20 protein-coding genes and 1 riboswitch are annotated in these 21,638 nt (G+C 67.4%); of the genes, 8 read left to right on the top strand and 12 right to left on the bottom strand.

What is annotated here, in order from left to right:
- Positions 1 to 18: 18 nt before the first annotated feature.
- From folE to dacB, 6 genes are all read right to left on the bottom strand, one after another.
- On the bottom strand, positions 19 to 648 hold the full coding sequence (gene folE, locus L5G32_RS12635) for a GTP cyclohydrolase I FolE (protein WP_237011415.1): 630 nt from the start codon (positions 646 to 648) through the stop codon (positions 19 to 21).
- Positions 645 to 3,026, bottom strand: coding sequence for an ATP-dependent zinc metalloprotease FtsH (gene ftsH / locus L5G32_RS12630; protein ID WP_237011414.1), 2,382 nt, complete (start codon positions 3,024 to 3,026; stop codon positions 645 to 647). The genes folE and ftsH overlap by 4 nt, the downstream gene beginning before the upstream one ends.
- Before the next feature lie 161 nt (positions 3,027 to 3,187).
- On the bottom strand, positions 3,188 to 3,811 hold the full coding sequence (gene hpt / locus L5G32_RS12625; RefSeq protein WP_372491693.1) for a hypoxanthine phosphoribosyltransferase: 624 nt from the start codon (positions 3,809 to 3,811) through the stop codon (positions 3,188 to 3,190).
- Between the two features lie 38 nt (positions 3,812 to 3,849).
- A complete protein-coding gene (gene tilS, locus L5G32_RS12620) occupies positions 3,850 to 4,779 on the bottom strand; it encodes a tRNA lysidine(34) synthetase TilS (RefSeq protein ID WP_237011412.1) in 930 nt (309 codons plus the stop codon).
- A 331-nt stretch (positions 4,780 to 5,110) separates the two neighbouring features.
- Positions 5,111 to 6,196: an Rv3626c family coenzyme F420 biosynthesis-associated protein gene (locus tag L5G32_RS12615; protein WP_237011411.1), complete on the bottom strand. Its 1,086-nt coding sequence runs from the start codon at positions 6,194 to 6,196 to the stop codon at positions 5,111 to 5,113.
- A 25-nt stretch (positions 6,197 to 6,221) separates the two neighbouring features.
- Entirely contained in the window at positions 6,222 to 7,616 is a 1,395-nt protein-coding gene (dacB, locus tag L5G32_RS12610; protein ID WP_372491696.1) for a D-alanyl-D-alanine carboxypeptidase/D-alanyl-D-alanine endopeptidase, read from the bottom strand.
- A gap of 150 nt (positions 7,617 to 7,766) precedes the next feature.
- Between dacB and L5G32_RS12605 the strand changes: the two genes are divergently transcribed.
- The gene (locus L5G32_RS12605) at positions 7,767 to 8,246 is read left to right on the top strand and encodes an inorganic diphosphatase (RefSeq protein ID WP_237011410.1); all 480 of its coding nucleotides are present in this window, start codon (positions 7,767 to 7,769) and stop codon (positions 8,244 to 8,246) included.
- A 124-nt stretch (positions 8,247 to 8,370) separates the two neighbouring features.
- Here the strand turns inward: L5G32_RS12605 and L5G32_RS12600 are convergent, their stop codons facing one another.
- Positions 8,371 to 9,612 (bottom strand): aminotransferase class V-fold PLP-dependent enzyme, encoded by a 1,242-nt coding sequence (locus L5G32_RS12600; RefSeq protein WP_237011409.1) that lies wholly within the window; start codon positions 9,610 to 9,612, stop codon positions 8,371 to 8,373.
- 16 nt (positions 9,613 to 9,628) lie between these two features.
- A riboswitch (SAM riboswitch) is annotated at positions 9,629 to 9,742 on the bottom strand.
- A 341-nt stretch (positions 9,743 to 10,083) separates the two neighbouring features.
- On the opposite strand from L5G32_RS12600, the gene L5G32_RS12595 reads away from it, so the two are divergent.
- Genes L5G32_RS12595 through L5G32_RS12575 form a run of 5 tightly spaced genes read left to right on the top strand, consistent with a single transcriptional unit; the run spans position 10,084 to position 14,870 of the window.
- A complete protein-coding gene (locus L5G32_RS12595) occupies positions 10,084 to 10,755 on the top strand; it encodes a hypothetical protein (protein ID WP_237011408.1) in 672 nt (223 codons plus the stop codon).
- Between the two features lie 25 nt (positions 10,756 to 10,780).
- A complete protein-coding gene (locus tag L5G32_RS12590) occupies positions 10,781 to 11,932 on the top strand; it encodes an SPFH domain-containing protein (RefSeq protein ID WP_237011407.1) in 1,152 nt (383 codons plus the stop codon).
- Between the two features lies 1 nt (position 11,933).
- Positions 11,934 to 13,196, top strand: coding sequence for a Trm112 family protein (locus L5G32_RS12585; protein WP_237011406.1), 1,263 nt, complete (start codon positions 11,934 to 11,936; stop codon positions 13,194 to 13,196).
- Positions 13,197 to 13,209: 13 nt separating this feature from the next.
- Positions 13,210 to 13,788, top strand: a complete 579-nt coding sequence (locus L5G32_RS12580; RefSeq protein ID WP_237011405.1) for a hypothetical protein — start codon at positions 13,210 to 13,212, stop codon at positions 13,786 to 13,788.
- The gene (locus L5G32_RS12575) at positions 13,785 to 14,870 is read left to right on the top strand and encodes an isochorismate synthase (RefSeq protein WP_308192042.1); all 1,086 of its coding nucleotides are present in this window, start codon (positions 13,785 to 13,787) and stop codon (positions 14,868 to 14,870) included. The genes L5G32_RS12580 and L5G32_RS12575 overlap by 4 nt, the downstream gene beginning before the upstream one ends.
- Positions 14,871 to 14,882: 12 nt before the next feature.
- Here L5G32_RS12575 and L5G32_RS12570 read toward each other — a convergent pair whose 3' ends face one another.
- The 3 genes from L5G32_RS12570 to L5G32_RS12560 are packed head-to-tail and all read right to left on the bottom strand — an operon-like array spanning position 14,883 to position 17,001.
- A complete protein-coding gene (locus L5G32_RS12570; RefSeq protein WP_237011404.1) occupies positions 14,883 to 16,082 on the bottom strand; it encodes an O-succinylhomoserine sulfhydrylase in 1,200 nt (399 codons plus the stop codon).
- A gap of 14 nt (positions 16,083 to 16,096) precedes the next feature.
- Entirely contained in the window at positions 16,097 to 16,510 is a 414-nt protein-coding gene (locus L5G32_RS12565) for a rhodanese-like domain-containing protein (protein WP_237011403.1), read from the bottom strand.
- Entirely contained in the window at positions 16,507 to 17,001 is a 495-nt protein-coding gene (locus L5G32_RS12560) for an Rv0361 family membrane protein (protein WP_237011402.1), read from the bottom strand. Before L5G32_RS12560 ends, L5G32_RS12565 begins: the two co-directional genes overlap by 4 nt.
- Before the next feature lie 204 nt (positions 17,002 to 17,205).
- On the opposite strand from L5G32_RS12560, the gene L5G32_RS12555 reads away from it, so the two are divergent.
- Positions 17,206 to 18,594, top strand: a complete 1,389-nt coding sequence (locus L5G32_RS12555) for an FAD-dependent oxidoreductase (RefSeq protein WP_237011401.1) — start codon at positions 17,206 to 17,208, stop codon at positions 18,592 to 18,594.
- Between the two features lie 69 nt (positions 18,595 to 18,663).
- On the opposite strand, the gene L5G32_RS12550 is transcribed toward L5G32_RS12555, so the two are convergent.
- Both L5G32_RS12550 and purT read right to left on the bottom strand, forming a co-directional pair.
- Positions 18,664 to 19,179 (bottom strand): response regulator, encoded by a 516-nt coding sequence (locus L5G32_RS12550; RefSeq protein WP_237011400.1) that lies wholly within the window; start codon positions 19,177 to 19,179, stop codon positions 18,664 to 18,666.
- A gap of 132 nt (positions 19,180 to 19,311) precedes the next feature.
- Complete coding sequence (purT, locus tag L5G32_RS12545; protein WP_237011447.1) at positions 19,312 to 20,937, bottom strand: formate-dependent phosphoribosylglycinamide formyltransferase; 1,626 nt, start codon at positions 20,935 to 20,937, stop codon at positions 19,312 to 19,314.
- A 70-nt stretch (positions 20,938 to 21,007) separates the two neighbouring features.
- Here purT and L5G32_RS12540 point away from each other — a divergent pair, with 70 nt between their 5' ends.
- Entirely contained in the window at positions 21,008 to 21,478 is a 471-nt protein-coding gene (locus L5G32_RS12540; RefSeq protein WP_237011399.1) for a VOC family protein, read from the top strand.
- Positions 21,479 to 21,638 lie beyond the last annotated feature (160 nt).

Raw genomic sequence — 21,638 nt, 5'->3', positions numbered from 1 at the left:
CGTGCTCACGCTCGGGAGTCACCGCGTGATCAGGTCCAGCGCTTCGCCGCGGGAGACCGCGCTCGTCTTGAACAGTCCGCGGACCGCCGACGTCGTGGTTGTCGCACCGGGCTTGCGGATACCGCGCATGGCCATGCACAGGTGCTCGGCTTCGATGACGACGATGACACCGCGAGGGTCGAGCCTGCGCACCAATGCGTCGGCGATCTGGCTGGTGAGACGTTCCTGAACCTGCGGACGCTTCGCATACAGGTCGACGACGCGAGCGAGCTTCGAGAGGCCCGTCACCTGACCGGACTCGCCCGGAATGTAGCCGACGTGCGCGACGCCGCGGAACGACACCAGGTGGTGCTCGCACGTCGAGTACATCGGAATGTCCTTCACGAGAACCAACTCGTCGTGGCCTTCGTCGAAGACCGTCGCGAGAACCTCGTCGGGTTCGGTGTAGAGCCCTGCGAACATCTCCCGGTAAGCGTTGGCTACCCGGTGCGGGGTCCGTTTGAGGCCTTCGCGCTCCGGGTCCTCACCGATCGCGATCAGCAGTTCGCGGACAGCCGCCTCGGCGCGCTCCTGGTCGAACTCGCCGATCGAACCGCCGCCGCGATCGATACCGTCGATCCCGACCTGCACGTCGTCAGCACGCGTCATCGTCTCTCCTCACCCGACTGGTCAGCAGGCCCCTGCTGTTCCTCCGGAGGCCAGCCGGGAGCAGACCAGTCGCGCGGAGCCCCATAGTCCGGCCGAGTCCCCGGGTACTGATACCCGGGTGACGGCTGCTGGCCGTCCTGCTGCGGAGCACTGTGCTGACCCCGCCCCTCGTACTGAGGTTGAGGCTCACCGTATTGGGGCTGCTGTCCGTATTGCGGCGGCTGCTGCTGGCCGTAGTAAGGCTGCGCGTACTGAGGCTGACCGGATTGCGGTTGGCCGTATTGCGGCTGCCCGTATTGCGGCTGGCCGTACTGGGGCTGCCCGTATTGGGGCGGCACGGGGACACCGTTCGGCTGTGCACCGTTCGGATCGCCCGATTGCGGCCCCGTCGCGTCCTGCCACGTCGGTTCAGGCTTGACTGGCTCGGAGTTCGGGGGCCACGGATCACCGCGCTCGATCGCCAACTCGCCCGGCGTCTTGATCGGCGGCTTGGTGCTCGGCGTGCGATCGCCGAAGACGTCGAACTTGGTGATCCGCGGCCGCTTGTCGACGCCGTCGAGGATCTTCTCGAGGTCCTTGCGGACGAGCGTCTCCTTCTCCAGCAAAGCGCCCGCCAGCACGTCGAGGACGTCCCGGTAGTCGTTCAGGATCGCCCACGCCTCGGTGTGCGCGGCTTCGATGAGTTCGCGGACCTCGGCGTCGATCTCGGCGGCCACCCCCATCGAGTACTCGACGGTGTTGCTCATCCCGCGACCCATGAACGGGTCGCCCTGCTCTTGGCCGTAGCGGACCGCGCCGAGCTTCGCGCTCATTCCGTACTCGGTGACCATGGCTCGCGCGATCTTCGTCGCCTGGTCGATGTCCGAGCTCGCGCCGGTCGTCGGCTCGTGGAAGACGAGTTCCTCCGCGGCACGGCCACCCATCGCCATGACCAGGCGCGCGACCATCTCCGAGCGCGTCATCAAGTCCTTGTCCTGCTCGGGGACGGCGAGAGCATGACCGCCGGTCCGCCCACGGGCGAGGATCGTGACCTTGTAGATCGGGTCGAGATCGGGCATCGCCCACGCCGCGAGCGTGTGCCCGCTCTCGTGGTAGGCGACGGTCTTCTTCTCCTGCTCGCTGATGATCCGGCTCTTGCGTCGCGGACCGCCGACCACGCGGTCGACCGCCTCTTCGAGGATCTCGCCGGTGATCACCGTCTTGTGCTCGCGAGCCGTCAGCAGCGCGGCCTCGTTGATGACGTTCGCCAGGTCGGCTCCCGACATCCCGGGCGTGCGCTTGCCGAGCCCGTCGAGATCGGCGTCGGGTGCGATCGGCTTGCCCTTCGCGTGGACCGCGAGGATCGCCTTACGACCCGCGATGTCCGGGTTCGAGACGGGGATCTGTCGATCGAAGCGACCCGGACGCAACAGCGCGGGATCGAGGATGTCGGGACGGTTCGTCGCCGCCATCACGATGACGCCTGCGCGTTCGCCGAACCCGTCCATCTCGACGAGCAACTGGTTCAGCGTCTGCTCGCGTTCGTCGTGGCCGCCGCCCATTCCTGCACCGCGCTGGCGGCCGACGGCGTCGATCTCGTCGACGAAGATGATGCAGGGACTGTTCTCCTTGGCCTGCTCGAACATGTCGCGCACGCGGGACGCACCGACGCCGACGAACATCTCGACGAAGTCCGATCCGGAGATCGCGTAGAACGGGACGCCGGCCTCGCCTGCGACGGCGCGCGCCAGGAGCGTCTTACCGGTTCCCGGCGGGCCGTACAGGAGCACGCCCTTCGGGATCTTCGCGCCGAGAGCCTGGTACCGGGCCGGGTTCTGCAGGAAGTCACGGATCTCGTCGAGTTCTTCGACGGCCTCGTCGGCGCCCGCGACGTCCGCGAACGTCGTCTTCGGCATGTCCTTGGTGAGCTGCTTGGCCTTCGACTTGCCGAAGCCCATCACACCGCCGCGTCCGCCGCCCTGGACCCGGCTCATCAAGAAGAAGAACAGGCCGAACAGGATCAGCATCGGCAGGACGAAGATGAGGATCGACTGCCAGATCCCCGAGTCCTTGGTGATGTTCGTCTGGTAGGTCTGCGCACCAGAGTCCTGCACTGCGGTGAAGATCCGCGGCATCACACCCGACGGGTACTGAGTGGTGACCTTGGTCTGCTCGGCGTCGTCGACCTTGATCGGCTTCTTCAGTTCGAGCCGAAGACGTTGTTCTCGATCGTCGATCTGCGCCGACTTCACGTTCTTCTGGTCGAGTTGCGTCATCGCGACCGACGTGTCGATACCCGCGTATTCGCGGTCGGAGCTCCGCAGCACGCTCCAGCCCCAGAGGGCGAGCAGGATCACGGCCACAATGGCCAGGTTGCGGAACAGTTTCTTACGGTTCATGGATATTCGCGTGAGGGTGGTCGACGCGGAACGGCGAGAGCGCCGGGCCGTGCCACTGAACCCCTAGTCCTTCCCGTCGACTGACGAATACGAGGCTACAGGTCAACGTTCGAGGACCCGTCGTTGTTCCCCCTGCGTGACGCACGGTCGGAGTCCACAGTTCAGTCGGAGTAGACGTCCGGGTGGAGGGTCCCGATGTACGGCAGGTCGCGGTACCGCTCCGCGTAGTCGAGTCCGTAGCCGACGACGAACTCGTTGCCGATGTCGAAGCCGACGTCTGCGACATCGATGACGGCGCGCATCGCGTCTGGCTTCCGCAGCAGGGTGACGACCTCGAGCGACCGTGGTGAACGCGTCGCGAGGTTCTTCATCAGCCACGACAGAGTGAGTCCGGAGTCGATGACGTCCTCGACGATCAGGACGTCCCGGTCGGCGATGTCGCGGTCCAGGTCCTTGAGGATCCGGACGACACCCGACGACGACGTCGACGATCCGTAACTCGACACAGCCATGAACTCGAGCTGAGACGGGATCGGCAATGCCCGAGCGAAATCGGTCATGAACATGACCGCACCCTTCAGTACGCCGACGAGGACCAGGTCCTCCTCGGCGTCCTTGTACCGCTCGCCGACGGCCTGCGCCATCTCGACCGTGCGTGCGTGTATCTGTTCCTCGTCGATCAGGACGGATTCGATGTCTCCGCCGTAACCGCTTTCCGAACCCAAGCCGTTGTCGTCGCGTGCCACGCCTTCTAGCTTGTCACGCCGACGCCGAAGAGGAGACATCGGCTCCCAGAGCTCCGGGCGCCGTGCACCTGTCCCCGTCAACGCGGAATGCGGTCTGTCGCCAACTCCCGCGCCCGCCTCGTCACGACGAGGCGAGTCCGCGAGTCGCCGCCGATCGCGACCGGCCCCTGCCCGCGCCAGTCGACGATCAGCGCGTCCACCGCCGTCACGACACGGTGAGTCGGAGCGTCGACGCCGACGGACTGCAGCCAGCTTCGGACGACGCGCGTGCGGATCGCGGAGGCCTCGCGCACCAACGGATCGACCGCGAGGCGGCCTCCGTTCGTCGCACCGTCCAGGCTCCGTGCCGCGATCTCGTCGAGCGCGTCCGCGTCGTCGGACAGTTGCGACGCCGTGCGCGCCAGCGCCTGCGCCACTCCCCCGGCCAGCACGTCGTCGAGCAGGGGCAACACCTCGCCGCGGACTCGGACGCGCGTGTACTTGGGGTCGTCGTTGTGCGGGTCGTCCCACACCGGAAGGCTCCAGCCGTCGCAGGCGGCACGGGTCTGAGCCCGTCGGACCCCTAACAGTGGCCGCCCCCACGGGACCGACCACTCCCGCATGCCCGCGAGCGAACGAGCCCCCGATCCGCGGCCCAGCCCGAGAAGGACGGTCTCCGCTTGATCGTCGAGTGTGTGTCCGAGGAGAACGGGCCGCCCGGTGCGCGCCGCGTCGAGCGCGTCGTACCGTGCGTCACGTGCCGCGGCCTCGGTTCCGCCCGGGCCGTCGACGATGACCGTCACGACCTCCGACGTCGCCCCGAGGTCGCGGGCCGTCGTCGCCGCCTGTCGCGCGACCTGCGCCGAACCGTCCTGCAGTCCGTGGTCGACGACGATCGCATGAACGCGCAGTCCGGCGCGCAGTGATGCCGCCGTCAACGCGAGCGAGTCCGCTCCGCCGGACAGTCCGACGCAGACGTCGTCGGCGCGCAGATACGTCGCGGCGAAGGCACGGACCGCGGACACCAACGCCCGCTCCGCCGCGCCGCTGTCGTTGCCGACCGAGCCCCCACCGCCGGTCGAGCTGCCACCGCTGGTCGAGCCCCTACCCTCGGTCGAGCCCCTACCGCCGGTCGAGCGGAGTCGAGACCCCGCACCACCGCCAGTCACGCTTCCACCGCCGGTCGAGCCCCTACCGCTGGTCGAGCTCCCACTGCTGGTCGAGCGGAGTCGAGACCCTCGGCTCCGCTCACCGCTAGAGGTCTCGACTCCGCTCGACCAGCGTGCGGGGTCTCGACTTCGCTCGACCAGCTGGATTGAGCGCTCGACCAGCGGGGTTGAGCGCTCGACCGGCTGGGCTTCACAGCACTCGGGAGATCCATACGCTCGGGTCGTCGATCTCGTGTGCGAGAGGCAACGTCTCGGGCGAAGTCCAAATCGTGTTGAAGCGTTCCATGCCGACGGTCCCGACGACCTCGTCGACGAACGCCTTGCCGCGCACGTACTGGGCGATCTTGGCGTCCATTCCGATCAGGGCACGAATGAGTCTCTGCAGCGGGTTCCGCGGTCCGGATCGGCGGGCGTCGAACGCCTTGCGGATGGTGTCGACGGTCGGCACGTGTGTCGGTCCGACCGCGTCCATCACATGGTCGGCATGCCCTTCGAGTAGGGTGCCGAGCAACAGCATCCGCTCGAACGCCGCGAACTGCTCCGGCGACTGCAGGAGCTGCATCAGGCCGATCACGCCCTTCTCGCGAGGCTTCTGACTCCGCAGGCTCTCGGTGACGCGGCCGAGCAGCTCGGTCACCGAGTCCTCGTCGCCGTCGGCCAGCCCGGCGACGTTGTCACGCATGTACCCGGTGAGCCACGGGTTGGCGGAGAACTGGACTCGGTGGGTCACCTCGTGCAGGCACACCCAGTACCGGAAGTCCGACGGCACTACGCGCAACTGCCGTTCCACCCCGATGATGTTCGGCGCCACTAACAGCAGGACTCCGGGTTCGCCGGTCTCCGGGTCGAGGCTGAACGGGTCGTATTGGCCGAGGATCGCGCTGGACAAGAACGCGAGCATCCCACCGGCCTGCGCACCTGCGACCTTGGCCGACCAGCCGGTCGCGGGTTCCGCGTCGTCGGTCATCATCGCCGGCATCGAGTGTGCGGCGGCGTCGATCCAGCCTGCACGGTCGACGACGCGGGCACTCGGGACGCGGAGCCCGTCGGCAAGCCCAGTCACCTCACGGACCGGAGCCTCGGCACGGACTGCAGCGTCGATGAGTTCGTCGCGGGCCTGCGCACTCGTGTACCCGGTGATCCGAGGTCCGGGCCGGGCCACCTTGCGTCCGACGGCCGCGGCCGTCGCCCAGTCGATGTCGACGGGGAGCGACTCTCTCGACGAGGCGTCGTCCGACGTCGCCTCCGCGTCGCCTGATGTCACAGATGTCTGCATCGATGCTCCTGTTTCTGCGGTCTCGTCAGCCACGGCAGCCGCACTCTCGGAGAGCGCCCGCGACCTGGTCGACCGCGGGGCGCGCATCCTCCGGCGACGTGCCGCCGGACATCAACGCGAACGACAGCACGCGGCCGTCGACGGTCTGCACTACTCCGGTCAACGATGTGACACCTGTCAGTGTTCCTGTCTTGGCTCGTACCCAGCCCGCTCCCGCGTTCTTCTTCGGGTCGAACCGGTCGGCGAGAGTTCCGGTTCCGGCCGCGACGGGCAGCGTGTCAAGCAGGGACCGCAGTTTCGGTGAGTTGTCTCCGGCGACGGTCGCCGACATCACCTGATCGAGGGCCGCGGCGGGCACCTTGTCGCCGTACGAGAGCCCCGACGCATCGCGCAGAGTCACGTCGTCGACGTCGAATCCGGCCTTGCCCAGCGCGGCGACGACCGCATCGACTCCGCCCGCCAGACTCGGCTCCCGACCAGTCGCCTCCGCGAGCTCCACCGACAGCATCTCGGCGAGGACGTTGTCACTGAATCGCATCATGTCGCCGACCCGAGTCACCAGCGGAGCAGATTCGACAGTTGCAACGCTCTGGGCATCGGTCGGGACGTCGACCTCCTCGACTTCGGAGTGCACATCCAAGGCGTCGGCGAGCGCGCGGCCTGCTTCGGCGGCAGGATCGTCGGTGCGCGGCGAGTACTCGTCGAGCGGATCGCGTCGCCCGGCGTCGGCCATCAGCGACGACAGCGGCGCGATGTCGCCGCCTTCCACATCACGTTTGTCCCAGGTCCGGTCCATGCTCGGCCCCTCGAAACCGGGCGTCGCATAGGCGACCGACGTGACGTTGCGTCCCGATGCTCGAATCTGGTCGGCGAGGTCGGCGATGCGGGCGGGATCGGTGTAGAAGGTCTCGTCGCCTTCGCCCGCCGTCGCGAGCGTGGGGTCGCCTGCGCCGACGAGGATCGCCTGACCGTCGTCGCCGAGCACGACCTTTGTGGTGATCGTCTTGTCGTGCGGCAGGGTCAGCAGGACGGCTGCGGCGGTGAGGATCTTCGCGTTCGACGCTGGCGTGCGCGCCTCACTCGCTCCGTCGGCCCACAGGACGGCTCCGGTGGTCGGATCGGAGACCTGCCCGGTGAATTCGCCGAGCGCCTCGTCCTTGACCGGCTCGGTCAGCTGCTCGCGCACCCCGGCCGCAGTCGGAGTGGGCGCGTTCGGCGGAACCGGCTCGATGACCGGGGCCACGGTGACCGGCGCCGGCTGCGCCGGAGTTCCGTCGGGCACCGGGTCCGAACGGTGCGTATACACCCACCAACCTGCGACTCCACCGCCTGCGAGCAGGAGAACGAGCATCACGGCGAGGGCGATGCGCAGGCCTCGTCGGCGCCGCTTCGGCGGCCCGGAGGCAGGCGGGACCACCATCGGTGGTGTCGGCTGGGCCACGGAACCTCCGGTCTGGGGACTGCACGGAACAGAACTAACAGTATCGTTGTGTCCCGTTGCACGTGTCTGTCGCCGGTCGCACACCGTCGGCTGCGGCGTCGAGTCTTAGACGAGAAGGAGTCAGAACGCATGGAGTTCGAAGTCACCATCGAGATCCCCAAGGGTGCTCGCAACAAGTACGAGATCGACCACGAGACCGGCAAGGTCTACCTGGACCGATACCTGTACACGTCGATGGGCTACCCGGCCGACTACGGCTACATCGACCACACGCTCGGCGAGGACGGTGACCCGCTCGACGCGTTGGTCCTGCTCCCCGAGTCCGTGTACCCGGGCGTCATCGTGAAATCGCGCATCGTCGGGATGTACACGATGACCGACGAGGCGGGCGGCGACGACAAACTGCTGGCCGTCCCCGCAGGCGACCCGCGCTGGGACCGCATCCAGGACATCGGTGACGTCGACGAGTTCGAACTGAAGGCGATCGCGCACTTCTTCGAGCGCTACAAGGATCTGGAGCCGGGCAAGTCGGTGACGCCGGGCGGATGGGTCGGCAAGGACGAGGCAGCCAAGGTCGCGCAGGCCGCAGTGGAGCGCTACAGCGCCTGATCTGTTCGCCCCGTTGACCCACCCGGTCTGACGTCCGAGTCATATCCGCGGCACTCGACGACATTCGCGCCCCGCCGACGAGGCGCGAATGTCGCTGGGTGTCGCGGATTGCTGTGTCCGGACCTCAGCGGCTGGTCGGCGCCAGTTCGGCGAGCGCGTCCAACAGACGGTCGACGTCGTCGGATCCGGTGCCCACTCCGAAACTGGCGCGCACCGCACCGTCGGGATGCCCGAGCTTGGCGAGCAGCGGGTGCGCGCAGAACTTGCCGTCGCGCACGCCGATGCCGTGCCTGGTGCTGAGATGTTCGGCCACCTGGCGCGGCGAGTAGCCGTCGACGACGAAGCCTGCGATGCCGACGCGGCCGTACGCGTCGTCGAAGATCCGTAGTGGGCGGACGTGCCCCAACGCGTCGATGCCTTCGTCGAGGCGACGCACCAACGCTTCCTCGTGTTGACCGATGCGCTCGAACCCGATGTCGCACAACGCTTCTGCAGCGGCGGCGATCGAGATCACGCCAAGCACGTTCGGCGATCCGGCTTCGTGCCGGGCGGCACCGGTGTGCCAGTCGATCTCATCGATGCCCACGGCAGCGCTCGCACCGCCTCCTGCGAGGTACGGCTCGGCGGCGTCGAGCCAGTCCGACCGTCCGACGAGTACACCTGCACCGAACGGCGCGTACAACTTGTGTCCGGAGAACACCAGGTAGTCGATACCGAAGCTGGCGATCGAGACGGCACGGTGCGGGACGAGTTGAGCGCCGTCGACGAGGATCCGAGCGCCGTGCCGGTGGGCCAGTCCCGCGAGTCGGGCGATCGGCAACACCTCTCCGGTCACGTTCGACGCGGCCGTCACCGCGAGCAGCGCGGCAGGCGCCGCGGCGAGTTCGGCATCCAACGCGAAGATCGTCTCGTCCACCGTGGCCTTCGAAGACACGACGCGCGCCCTTCCCGTCCGAGCCCACGGCAACAGGTTCGCGTGATGCTCGATGTCGAGGACCACGACGTCGCCGGGGGTGACGGACGCCGCGAGGTTGATCGAGTCAGTGGTGTTGCGAGTGAACACGACGGTGTCGTCGGCCCGGCCGCCCACGAATGCACGGACCGTTTCGCGAGCCTGCTCGTAGCGGGCGGTCGTGACCTGCGACAGATACCCGGCCCCGCGGTGGACGCTCGCATACTCAGTGAGCGCAGCCGCGGTCTGGTCGGCCACCGCGGTGAGCGCGGGCGCCGACGCCGCATAGTCGAGGTTGGCGTACCGCAGGGGCGCAGACCCGGCGACCGGCACCGCGATATCGGCGCCCGAGACGGGCGCGAGAGCACGGATGCGGGTAGGACGGCACACGGGTGCATCGAGAACAGCGGTCATGACGAGACTCCTTGAGCTTCCACACTTGCCTCGCGTCGGTCGACGCGGGCCGGGTCGTCACCCGGAGCACCCCACCGTGGCGGAGGGTTGCTGTCCAGCGAGCCGGGGCTTGTCGCTGGCACTCGTGACCCATGCATCACGATGCCCTCCCGTTGCCGATCGCGCGAGGGTTAAACGCACCGTGCACACAATCGTCGTCATTCGGTCAGGGGGCGACACCTCCCGAGCGAAACACCCGGCGGATAGAGTCGTGGGTGTAATGACCCGGCGGCGTCCGACGGCGCCCAGACCGACGCGGAAGGTCGAACCGTGACGAATCCCTGGGATCCGGATACCCAACGACCCGGTTACCCTCCGCCGCAACAGTTTCCGCCACAACAGTTTCCGCCGAGGCAAGGCACGCCGCCGCAGTCTCCACCTCAGCAGGGTCCTCCCCCGCAGTTCCCACCCCCGCAGTTCCCTCCTCAGCAGGTGCCGCCCCAGCAGTTCGCACCCCAGCGCCCACCGCAGTACGCGCCATATCCCCAGAACTTCCAGTACCCCCAGAACTCCTATCCGCCGTTGCCGCCTCGCAAGTCCCGGACCGGGTGGGTGTTAGCCGGAGTCGCCGTGATCGCGGTCGCAGTGGTCGGCGTTGTTCTCCTCGTCGTCGCGCCGTGGAGTTCGGACGGCCCGGACGGACCGCAGCACGAGACGGTCGCACTCGACCACGGTGTGAGCGCCGACGTCGACGTCCCGGCAGGCTGGCGGATCGAGACCGGCGACTTCAACGGATCGATGTCGCTGATGCTGGTCCCGGAGTCCGACACCCGCTCGATCTCCCAGGTGGACGACGACGGTGACGCCATGGACGACGGCAAGGACGCCGATCCCATCCACGCGATGATCGGTCTCGCCGACACGTGCGGAACCGAGTTCCGCGACCTGACGGCCGGTCAGTGGCGCCCCGATTCGGGACATCAGACCGACGACGGAGCCGAGACGTACCGTCACAGTGCGGTGACTCGGGTCGACAGCACATACTGCTTCCAACTCGTCGGCATCGACTTCGGCAGGTCGACGTCGACGATCGAGTCCACCGCGTCCGACCTGACGAAGAAACTCGTCGCCGACGAGTCGATCACCGCGGCGAAAGCCGCCTGACCTCACCGAGGTGAACGGAGACACCATGGGCATCATCGACAAGATGCGCGGAGAACTCGTCGACATCATCGAATGGGTCGACGATTCGCGCTCGACTCTCGCGTGGCGCTTCCCGCGCTACAACAACGAGATCAAGAACGGTGCGCAGCTGATCGTGCGCGAGGGCCAGCAGGCGGTCTTCGTCTATCGCGGGCAGCTCGCCGACACGTTCGCTCCCGGACACTACGAGCTGACCACCGAGAACCTGCCGATCATGAGCACGATCCAGGGGTGGAAGCACGGGTTCAACAGTCCGTTCCGCAGCGAGGTCTACTTCATCAACCGCAGGCCGGTCACCGACCTCCGGTGGGGCACCCCGAACCCGATCACCTTGCGCGACCCAGACTTCGGAATGGTCCAGGTCCGCGCGAACGGTCTATGTGTCATCCGGATCGCCGATCCGGCGATCTTCTTGCGCGAAGTCATCGGCGCCGACAGCCAGGTGAACGCCGACGAGATCGCCGAACTCCTCCGCCGAGTCATCTCGACGGCGTTCTCCGACATGATCCTCGAGACCGGCGTCGGAGCCATCGACCTGCAGGGCAAACAGGTCGAACTGAGCGACCAACTGCGCGACTACGTGCAGACGCGGGTCGACGACGAATTCGGTCTGCACGTCGACTCCGTGACCATGAACATCTCACTGCCCGACGAGATCACCGAGGCGATGACGCGCGGCGTCGCTCGTGGTGTCGAGGAACGAGGATTCCTCAACAATGTCGGTGACCTCGGTAGATACCAGCAGGGCAAGGCCGCCGACTCGATGCTCGCCGCAGCGCAGAATCCGGGCGGGGGCGCGATGGGCGACATGATGGGCGCGGGCATGGGTCTGGCGATGGCAGGCCAGTTCGCGAACCAGTTCAACCAACAGCAACAGCAGCCGTCGTCGAGCGGTCCTCCGCCGATTCCGACGGCGCAGGCGTTCCACATCGAGCAGAACGGCGCGGCCGCCGGCCCGTACACCGTCGATCAGCTCCGAGGATCTATCACGCCGACAACGCTCGTCTGGGCCCAGGGCATGGCAGCGTGGACGGCGGCCGGCCAGGTCGCGGCGCTCGCGCCGCTCTTCGCACCGTCGGGTCCGCCGCCGCTGCCGTCACAAGAGCCGCCTGCGCCGCCCGCCCCGCCGGCTCAGTGACATGACGCAGCCGCCTCCGTTACCGTCGCAGGACCCGCGGCCGCAGGGACCGCCGAAGCTGCCGCCGCAGGAACCTGGACCACCGCGACCCGCGCAGCCCCCGCAGCCGCCGAAGCCACCGCAAGCCCCGGCCTGGTACACACCGAGTGCTGCCGACCGGGCTCAGCAGCACGTCACCGAGCAGACTCGCACCTACCCGTGCGGGTCATGCGGTGCGCCCCTGGCGTTCTCGCCGGAGCGACAGGATCTGTCCTGCGGGGCGTGCGGTCGGGCGTATCCGATCGAACTCGATCCGGCGTCCGTCGTCGTCAAGCACGACTTGGCGACGGCGATGGCGTCGCTCGAGTCTGGTGCTGCCGAGCTCGCGTCAGTCGGCGGCGGCGAACACGAAGTGGTCTGCCAGTCGTGCGGCGGTCGGACCATCTTCAACGGCAGCCTCACCGCGACCCGCTGCCCCTATTGCGCGACGCCAATCCAGCGCGACGACATTCAGGACTCGCCCGCGCGGATCCCACTCGACGCGATCGTGCCGCTGCACATCGGCGAACCGCAGGCCCGAGAGTCGATCGAGAAGTGGATCAACAGCCGGTGGTTCGCGCCGCGCGAGTTCAAGAAGTACCGGACGCTCGGATCGTTCACGAGCGTGTACCTCTCCTACTACTCGTACGACGCCGACACGACGACGAGGTATCACGGGCAGCGTGGGGACACCTACACGGTGGTCGTCGGTTCCGGCGAGAACCGGCACACCGAGACTCGGATCCGGTGGCGTCGGGCGTCGGGCGTCGTGCGCGACAGCATCCGCGACCTGCCGGAACTGTCGAACACCGGCATGGACCAGGAGCGGATCCGCGACTTGGAGCCGTGGCCGATCCAAGCCGCCGTCCCGTACACGCCCGAGTTCGTCGCAGGTCACCTGTCACGAACGTACGACCGCGACCCGCAGGACGTGTTCGCCCGGAACGCTCGCCCTCGTATCGACGGTCAGATCGACAACACCATCCGCCGCGACATCGGCGGCGACCACCAACGGATCAGCAGTAAGAACACCACGTACGGAATGCTGCAGTTCATGTATCTGCTGCTGCCGATGTGGCTGCTCACCGTCAACTACGACGGCAAGCCGTTCCAAGTGTTCGTCAACGGCCTCACCGGTGAAGTTCAGGGCGACCGCCCGTGGAGCAAGGTGAAGATCGCGGCAGCCGTGATCGCGGGCATCATCGTCGCCTGTGTGCTCGCCTATCTGATCTGGGGAAGACAATGAACTGGGGAGAACCATGACCGTCATCGGAATCGTGCTGTTGCTGATCGCGTTGTTCGTCGTGATCGGCGCGGGCGTATTCGTGTTCGCGTTGGCGCGATCGTCGAAGTCCGGATCGTCGAAGGAAGGGCTGTCGACGAGCGCCGCCATCCCCGGCGTCGATGTCGCGGTGCCCGCGTCGTGGGCTCGTTCGCACGACGCGGAGGCCCGGTTGCACCGGCGCATCCGTGACGCGGTGGCCGCGTTGGACGCCACCATCGGGATGACCAGTGTCGGGCAGATCGATGATCGTGCTCAGCTGATGGTGTCGGCACGCGAGCTCGACGAGCGGCTCGTGACGATCTGGTCGCTGCCCGCGCCATCGAAGACTCAACCGTTGGCCGAGGCGGATCAGGGCGTCGCAGCCCTCGAATCCGCGGCATCGTCAGTCGCTCTGGAGTCGGGAGACGGTGCCGTGGGCCGGGCGCAAGACGCCGCGGCAGGCATCGGTGGTCAGGCTGCGCCACCGGCGGTTCCGCCCGTGCCCGACGTCACGCCGCCGCAGCCTGCCGAGCCTCGTGATCGTAAGGATCCGCCGAGTAGCCTAGCGGAGTGATTCTCCCGAGTTCCCTGTTCGCGACCGCATCCGTCTCGTGGCGAGGCACCGGCCGGATCAGTGAGTTCTCGACGGTCGACGCCGCACGCGACGCGCTGGCCTCAGGTTCGATCAGCACGGTGACCGGAGCCTTCGGTTTCGATCCGTCCGGCGACGCGGCGCTGATCGCGCCCGAGTCGTTCACGGTGGTCCCCCGCACGGTTCCGGCAGATGCGCCCCTGCCGCTACCTCGCGTCGCGTCGTCGACGACGACGCCTGCCGCCCACCACGCCGACCGGGTGCGATCGGCGCTCACCGCGATCGGCGACGGGCGGGTGGCGAAAGTGGTCCTGGCCCGTGCCGCCGAGTTCGCGTTCGACGATCGGATCGACCCCGTCGACCTGTTCGACCGCTTCGCATCCGGCGCCGGTACGTCGACGACGGCGTTCGCCGTACCGCTCGATCCCGCTCCCGGTCGTCACGGCCACTGGCTGATCGGTGCGAGTCCCGAACTCTTGGTCCGACGGTCTGGCCGCGTCGTCACCTGCCACCCGTTCGCGGGCACCGCGCCGCGTAGTGCCGACCCCGAGGCGGATCGGGCCGCCGTGGACCGTTTGCGGTCGTCCGACAAGGACCTGCGCGAGCACGCCTTCGTCGTCGACTCGATCGTCGCCGCGCTGGCGCCGCTGTGCCGCGAACTGACCGTGCCCGACGAGCCGCAGATCGAGTCGACGCCGGCCGTCTGGCATCTGGCGACACCGATCCGCGGCGTCCTCGCCGACGAGTCGGTCACCGCTCTCGACCTCGCGGCGCTGATGTCCCCGACCCCCGCGGTCTGCGGGACTCCGCGCGACGAGGCGTCCGCGCTCATCACCGAACTCGAAGGCTCGCGTGACTTCTACGCGGGCGCAGTCGGCTGGTGCGACGCCGCGGGCGACGGTCAGTGGACCGTGTCGATCCGCTGTCTCGAACTCGATGCCGACGGTATCGGCGTCACGACGTGGGCGGGCGGCGGCATCGTCGCAGGCTCCGATCCGGACGCCGAGGTTGCCGAGACCGACGCCAAGTTCCGCACGGTATTGGGCACGCTGGGCCTCGACTGACGGCCCGGTCGCTCAGCCCAGGGCCGTATCGAGGTCGCGGATCAGGTCGTCGACCGCTTCCAGCCCGACCGACAGTCGAACCATCGAGTCGGTCAAGCCGATGCCTGCCCGGCCTTCGGGGCCCATCGCGCGGTGCGTCGTCGTCGCCGGATGCGTGATCAGGCTCTTCGCATCACCGAGGTTGTTGGAGATGTCGATCACGCCGAGTCCGTTGAGGACCTCGAACGCGCGCTCCTTGCCGGTCTGCCCCGGACTTCCCGCCAGCTCGAACGTGATGACGGTGCCGCCGCCGGACATCTGGGACGTCGCGAGCTCATACTGCGGGTGCGACTGCAGGAACGGATAGATCGCGCGCGCGACGCGCGGGTCGGCATCGAGGAACTCGGCGATCCGGAGCGCGGCCGAGACCGATTGGTCGAGCCGGATCTTCATGGTCTCGAGGCCTTTGAGCATCACCCACGCGTTGAACGGGCTCAACGCAGGCCCCGTGTGCCGCATCAACTCGCGGACCGGCCCCTGGATGTACTCCTCGGTGCCGAGGATCGCGCCGCCCATCACGCGGCCCTGACCGTCGATGTGCTTGGTGCCGGAGTACACGATGACGTCGGCGCCGAGCTCCAGACCGCGCTGCAGCAACGGCGTCGCGAACACGTTGTCGAGCACCACCTGTGCTCCCGCAGCGTGCGCCATCTCGGCCACTCTGCGGACGTCGACAACTGCCTGCATCGGATTGGACGGCGTCTCGAAGAACACCGCATCGGTCGGCTCGGACAGCGCCGTCTCCCATTGCGACAGGTCGTCGCCGTCGACGAACACCGTCTCGACGCCCCAGGACGGCAGGATCTCGTTGCAGATCACGAAGCATGAACCGAACAGGCTGCGGGCGGCGACCAAGCGCGAGCCCTTCTTCAGCAGGGCGCCGAGCGCGACGAACACCGCCGCCATGCCGCTCGCTGTCGCGAAGCACGCCTCGGTGCCTTCGATCTGGCGCAGCCGCTCCTGGAACATCGCAACGGTCGGATTGCCGTACCTGCTGTAGACGAAGCGCTGGTCCTCACCGGTGAACGCGCGCTCGGCGGCCTCCGCCGACTCGTACACGTAGCCGCTGTTGAGGTAGAGGGCTTCGGACGTCTCGAAGAATCCGGAGCGCATGAGGCCGCCCCGCACCGCGACGGTCTCTGGTGACACCCATTCTGGAAGTTCATTGCTCACTGCTCGCTGCTCCTCTATGACTGTCGCCAGGGAAGTTCTTCGGCCCGCCACCCGACGGAGCCACGGTGCCCGGACGCGTCGACGCCGCCCTCGAAACCGTCCAGGATGTTGTACGACGCACCGATCCCGGCTGCGGTCGCCGCCTCCGCGGCGCCGATCGACCGCTGCCCCGATCGGCAGAGGAACAGGACTTCGTCGTCGTCGGTGATCCCCGCCGAGCGCAGATCGTCGACGAACTGGGGGTTGCGAGCGCCGTCGGGGAAGCCGACCCACTCGACGAACACCGTCTGCTTACCGAGGGGACTCACGTCTGGGACGCCGACGAAGCTCCACTCCGCCCGGGTCCGGCAGTCGACGAGTACGGCTCGCGGGTTGTCGGCGAGCCGCGACCATGCGTCGCGCGGTGTGATGTCGCCTGCATAGGTCACGATGCGCACACCTTCCAGTCCTCGCCCTGCTTGACGACGGTCACGTCCGTGGTCGTCTTCTTGTCTTCGGTGTTCTCGCGGTGCGCGTGGACGGTGACGGCCGCACGCGAACCGGTCACCTCGACGTCCATCTCGGGTACGACGATCTTCCCGTCGCGTTCGAGTGGTCCGCGGTTGGCTTCGGCGAACTGCGCTGCGGTCGGGAAGTCCTTCGACGCGACGTTCGCCTCGCACTGGGCGCCGCGGTACAGGTCGTAGTTCAGGGAGTTCCGCGCGCTGTACAAGTCGTTGACCACGTACTGGACCTTCGTGTCCTCGCTGACTCTCTCCTCGGACGGGCGGATCAGGTGCGACAGGGCTATCCACGCGATGACGATGATGATGAGGCCGAACGCAATGAGGAACGGCAGCGCCGCCCGCCACGACCGGGGTTCGTGTTCGGAGTTCGGCAGGTCGTCCTGCGCTGCGGGATCGGGTCGCTTAGCGCTCATGACTTCCGAGTCTATGACCTGTCCGTTCCGGGCGTGCAACACGTCTACCCTGGCGCGAGAGCGGCACACGCCGCGTCGCCCGTCAAGAGTTTCGATCATCGACCGCGTTACTGAGGTTCACCTCACTTACAGATTTTGGTCACGCTCGCGCACGATTTAACGTAGAGGTGACAAGGTTCCATAAAGCTGAGGAAACACGAGCTCATGACTGACACCAACCGCCCGTTGCGGGTCGCGATCGTCGGCGCCGGACCGGCCGGCATCTACTGCGCGGACGCCCTGATGAAGTCGGACACCGCGGGTGAGCGCGGCGTGAGCATCGACCTCTACGAACGCATGCCCGCGCCGTTCGGCCTGATCCGTTACGGAGTCGCACCCGACCACCCGCGCATCAAGGGGATCATCAACGCACTGCACAAGGTGCTCGACAAGCCGCAGGTGCGCCTGCTCGGCAACATCGACTACGGCACCGACGTCACGCTCGCCGACCTGCGCCAGCACTACGACGCCGTCGTGTTCTCGACCGGAGCCACCGACGACCGCGGCATGAAGATCCCGGGCGTCGACCTCGAGCGCAGCTACGGAGCAGGCGAGTTCGTCGCCTGGTACGACGGGCACCCGGACTTCTCGCGCACCTGGCCGCTCGAGGAGGAGAAGGTCGCCGTCATCGGTGTCGGCAACGTCGCCCTCGACGTGGCCCGCGTGCTCGCCAAGACCGGCGACGAGCTGCTCGCGACCGAGATCCCGGACAACGTCTACGAAGGCCTCAAGGCCAACAAGGCGCTCGAAGTCCACGTGTTCGGTCGGCGCGGTCCCGCGCAGGCCAAGTTCACTCCGCTGGAACTCAAGGAGCTCGATCACTCGCCGAGCATCGAGGTCGTCGTCGACCCCGAGGACATCGAGTACGACGAGGGCTCGGCCGTCGCCCGCCGCAGCAGCAAGATCACCGATCAGGTCGCGACGATCATCGAGAACTACGCGATCCGCGAGCCGAAGCAGGACGCGATCCACAAACTGTTCCTGCACTTCTTCGAGAACCCGGTCGAGGTCCTCGGCGAGGACGGGAAGGTCGTCGGTCTGCGGACCGAGCGCACCGAACTGGACGGCACCGGCAACGTGAAGTCGACCGGCAAGTTCCGCGAGTGGGACGTCACCGCGATCTACCGCGCGGTCGGCTACCTGTCGGACAATCTGCCGGAGATCCCGTTCGACGATCAGGCGGGCGTCATCCCGAACGAATCGGGCCGCGTGTTCGACGAGGGCAAACATCTGACCGGGCTCTACACGACAGGGTGGATCAAGCGCGGCCCCGTCGGCCTCATCGGCCACACCAAGGGCGACGCCAACGAGACCGTCGAGTGCATCCTCGAAGACATGAAGGCCAGCTCGCTCAACACACCCGAGACGCCTGGTGAAGACGCGATCGTCGCACTCCTGGAGGAGCGCGGCATCCCGTTCACCACGTGGGACGGCTGGTACCGCCTCGACGAGCACGAGCGCGCCCTCGGCGCCGCCGCGGGCCGCGAGCGAATCAAGGTCGTCGAGCGCGACGACATGCTGGCTGCCGCAGAACCGGACAAGACTCGGAAGTAGCGGTTCCACGCAGAGCCCTACAAAAGGTCCGCCCCGACACATCGTGTTGGGGCGGACCTTTTCTCGCTGCTACTTGTCGGAGGTGTCGGCCTTCGGCGGCTCGACGATCTTCTCGTTGTCGCCACCCTTGGGTGCGGCGCGACGGACGTTCTGCCAGAAGCCTGCGTTGTTCAGCGGATTCTCGACCTGCTCGCTGATTGTGTAGCCGGAGATCGAGGACGGCCAGCAGCCCTTCCACTTGGTGGAGAACAGGGTCGCGGTCTGGCCCGGCTTCAGGTCTCCCACCTTGGTCTTGAGTGCCTTGCTCGCCGGAACCCACTTCGTCGGGCCGCCGAACTCGGTGACGGTCACCTTGTGCATGGTGAAGTCTCCGAGGTTCGTGACGCCCATCCAGCGGTGCATCTGCCACTGCGGGCCGTCGGACCAGTTGGGACCCCACGCCTTGAAGGTGCAGTTCACCCCGCCGATGATCTGGAGGTCGCCGGGGTCGGCAGCCTGCGCCTGCGGAGCTGCGACGAGGGTGCCGGCACCGATGGCGCCGACTGCGGCGATACTCGCCGCTGCACGTGTCAGGGTCTTCCTCATGTCGAATAACCTTTCGTTTCACCTAGCCGCAAAACGTTGTGAATCGCAGCGCGTAGACGGAGTCTTCCCTCCACCCTTACCCGTCTATCGGTGATTTAACGCATAGGTGTTACCGAATTGTTCAGTAAATACTCAGAATCGACGCCCGGGAGGCCCTTGTGGATACGGGGGCGGCCCCTGGGGCGGGGGTCCCTGGGGCGGCGGTCCCTGCGGAGGCATCCCCGGTGGCCGAGGACCCGCCGGACCGGTTGGACCGGGTCCGGGGCGGCCTGGGCCCGGACGCCTCAGGTGCGGAGGCGGCGGTCCCGGATGCGGGCCAGTCCCCGGCGGTGGGCTGGGGCGCGCACCGGGAGGAGGCGGCGGAGCGGACGCCTGCGGAGGCTGCCGGTCGGGGCGAGGGATCGCGACCGTCTCCTCGGCACCAGTCTTCGTATCGCTTGCAGCCGGGTCCACGGCTTCGTTGCCTACGGTTTCCCGGCTCCCATTCCCCTCATTCTCCGAAGCCTCTTCTGCCGCAGGCACTTCAGCGTCGCCGAGCAACGGCTGAACGGTCTCGGCCGCCCGGGTGGCCTTCTGGCGCGCGACCTCGGTGTTCAGTCCGGTCGCCACCGCGACACCCATGCGGCGTCGCGCGAAGCTCTCGGGCTTACCGAACAGTCGGATGTCGACGGCCGGATCCGCCAGTGCCTCAGCGACACCCGCGAACTTGATCGCCTCGGCGTCGTGGCGTCCGTAGATCACCGCGGACGCGCCCGGGGCCACTGAGGCGGTGTCGACGGGCAGACCGAGCACGGCACGGGCGTGGAGCTCGAACTCCGACAGTTGCTGCGACGCCAGCGTCACCAAACCTGTGTCGTGGGGCCGTGGACTCACTTCTGAGAAGTACACCTCGTCGCCGTGCACGAACAGCTCCACTCCGAACACGCCGCGACCGCTGAACTCGCTGCGGCCCGACCCCATCGCCGTTGCGATCCGTGCGGCGACCGAACGTGCTGTGCCGTAGGCGATCTCACTCATCGGCTGCGGCTGCCAGCTCTCCACGTAGTCACCGGACACCTGTCGGTGACCGATCGGATCGCAGAAGTACGTCGCGAGCTTGCCCGTCGCCGGGTCGATCGCACGCACGGTGAGGAGCGTGATCTCGTAGTCGAAGTCGACGAAGCCCTCGACGATCACTCGGTCGTTGTTGACGCGCGCCCCCGTCCGGGCCGCCTCCCATGCGGCGTCGACGTCGTCGGGGCCTTCCAGGACGCTCTGCCCCTTACCTGACGACGACATGACGGGCTTCACCACGCACGGATAGCCGACGCTCTCGACCGCGCGACGCATCTCCTCGAGCGATCCGGCGAACAGGTACGGCGACGTCGGCAGCCCGAGTTCTTCATCGGCCAGTCGCCGAATCCGTTCGCGGTTCAACGTCGCCGACACTGCCTTGGCGCTCGGGATGACCTCGGCGACCCCGTCGCGTTCGACGTCTTCGAGGGCGTCAGTCGCGATCGCTTCGATCTCGGGCAGCACATAGTGCGGCTTGTGCTTGTCGATCACGGCGCGGACCTGCTCCGCATCGGTCATGTCGATGACCTCGGCGTGGTGGGCCACTTGGTGAGCGGGGGCGTCGGCGTAGCGGTCGACGGCGATGACTTCCACGCCGAACCGTTGCAGAGCGATCGTCACCTCCTTGCCGAGTTCGCCGGATCCGAGGAGGAGCACTCTGACCGCACTGGGACTCAGCGGGGTACCGATCACCGTTGACGACATGCCCTCCAGTTTACGGGCCCGGATCGGCGACGCGGTCCGCGCACCGTTCGGGCGACCTACGCTGAACCGCATGAGTGTTCCGCCGAGTCCCGACATACAGATCACGTTCGACGCCCACGATCCACGCGGCCTCTCACAGTTCTGGTGTGCCGCCCTCGGCTACGTCGTTCCCGGGCCGCCAGGCGTTGATTCCGACCCCGACGATCCATTCGCTGCGTGGGACGAGTTCCTGGCGAGAGCAGGTATTCCGGTCGAGCAGTGGAACTCCAATTCGGCTGCTGAAGATCCCGCAGGCGTCCGGTCCCGCCTCTTCTTCCAACAGGTCCCCGAAGGCAAAGTCGCGAAGAATCGCATCCACTTGGATGTGCGTGCTGCTCCCGGCCTCGTCGGTGACGAGCGGATGTCGACGCTCGAAGCGCGCGCCACCGCCCTCGTAGCGCTCGGTGCGTCGCGAACTCGTCGCGTGGAGCCCGCTCCCCCGATGGGGCACGGCCACATCGTCATGGCCGATCCCGAAGGAAACGAGTTCTGTCTGGACTGAGAGCCGACTGCTGGTCGAGACCCCGCTGGTCGAGCGAAGTCGAGGCCCCGCTGGTCGAGCCCCATCTGCTGGTCGAGCGGAGTCGAGACCCCGTTCGACGAGCTAGAGGTCTCGCCACCGCGAGTCCGGCGATCTAGGGGACTAGACCCGCGGCAGAGAC

The organism is Gordonia zhenghanii (assembly GCF_021738965.1).
GTDB classification, from domain to species: Bacteria; Actinomycetota; Actinomycetes; order Mycobacteriales; family Mycobacteriaceae; genus Gordonia; species Gordonia zhenghanii.
This window is presented reverse-complemented; position numbering and strand designations above follow the sequence as displayed.

Excerpts from the sequence above, each read along its gene's own strand:
- folE (WP_237011415.1), bottom strand. The coding sequence starts at position 648 with ATGACGCGTGCTGACGACGTGCAGGTCGGGATCGACGGTATCGATCGC.
- ftsH (WP_237011414.1), bottom strand. The coding sequence starts at position 3,026 with ATGAACCGTAAGAAACTGTTCCGCAACCTGGCCATTGTGGCCGTGATC.
- hpt (WP_372491693.1), bottom strand. The coding sequence starts at position 3,811 with ATGTCTCCTCTTCGGCGTCGGCGTGACAAGCTAGAAGGCGTGGCACGC.
- L5G32_RS12615 (WP_237011411.1), bottom strand. The coding sequence starts at position 6,196 with ATGCAGACATCTGTGACATCAGGCGACGCGGAGGCGACGTCGGACGAC.
- dacB (WP_372491696.1), bottom strand. The coding sequence starts at position 7,616 with ATGGTGGTCCCGCCTGCCTCCGGGCCGCCGAAGCGGCGCCGACGAGGC.
- L5G32_RS12605 (WP_237011410.1), top strand. The coding sequence starts at position 7,767 with ATGGAGTTCGAAGTCACCATCGAGATCCCCAAGGGTGCTCGCAACAAG.
- L5G32_RS12600 (WP_237011409.1), bottom strand. The coding sequence starts at position 9,612 with ATGACCGCTGTTCTCGATGCACCCGTGTGCCGTCCTACCCGCATCCGT.
- L5G32_RS12590 (WP_237011407.1), top strand. The coding sequence starts at position 10,781 with ATGGGCATCATCGACAAGATGCGCGGAGAACTCGTCGACATCATCGAA.
- L5G32_RS12585 (WP_237011406.1), top strand. The coding sequence starts at position 11,934 with ATGACGCAGCCGCCTCCGTTACCGTCGCAGGACCCGCGGCCGCAGGGA.
- L5G32_RS12580 (WP_237011405.1), top strand. The coding sequence starts at position 13,210 with ATGACCGTCATCGGAATCGTGCTGTTGCTGATCGCGTTGTTCGTCGTG.
- L5G32_RS12560 (WP_237011402.1), bottom strand. The coding sequence starts at position 17,001 with ATGAGCGCTAAGCGACCCGATCCCGCAGCGCAGGACGACCTGCCGAAC.
- L5G32_RS12555 (WP_237011401.1), top strand. The coding sequence starts at position 17,206 with ATGACTGACACCAACCGCCCGTTGCGGGTCGCGATCGTCGGCGCCGGA.
- L5G32_RS12550 (WP_237011400.1), bottom strand. The coding sequence starts at position 19,179 with ATGAGGAAGACCCTGACACGTGCAGCGGCGAGTATCGCCGCAGTCGGC.
- purT (WP_237011447.1), bottom strand. The coding sequence starts at position 20,937 with ATGTCGTCAACGGTGATCGGTACCCCGCTGAGTCCCAGTGCGGTCAGA.
- L5G32_RS12540 (WP_237011399.1), top strand. The coding sequence starts at position 21,008 with ATGAGTGTTCCGCCGAGTCCCGACATACAGATCACGTTCGACGCCCAC.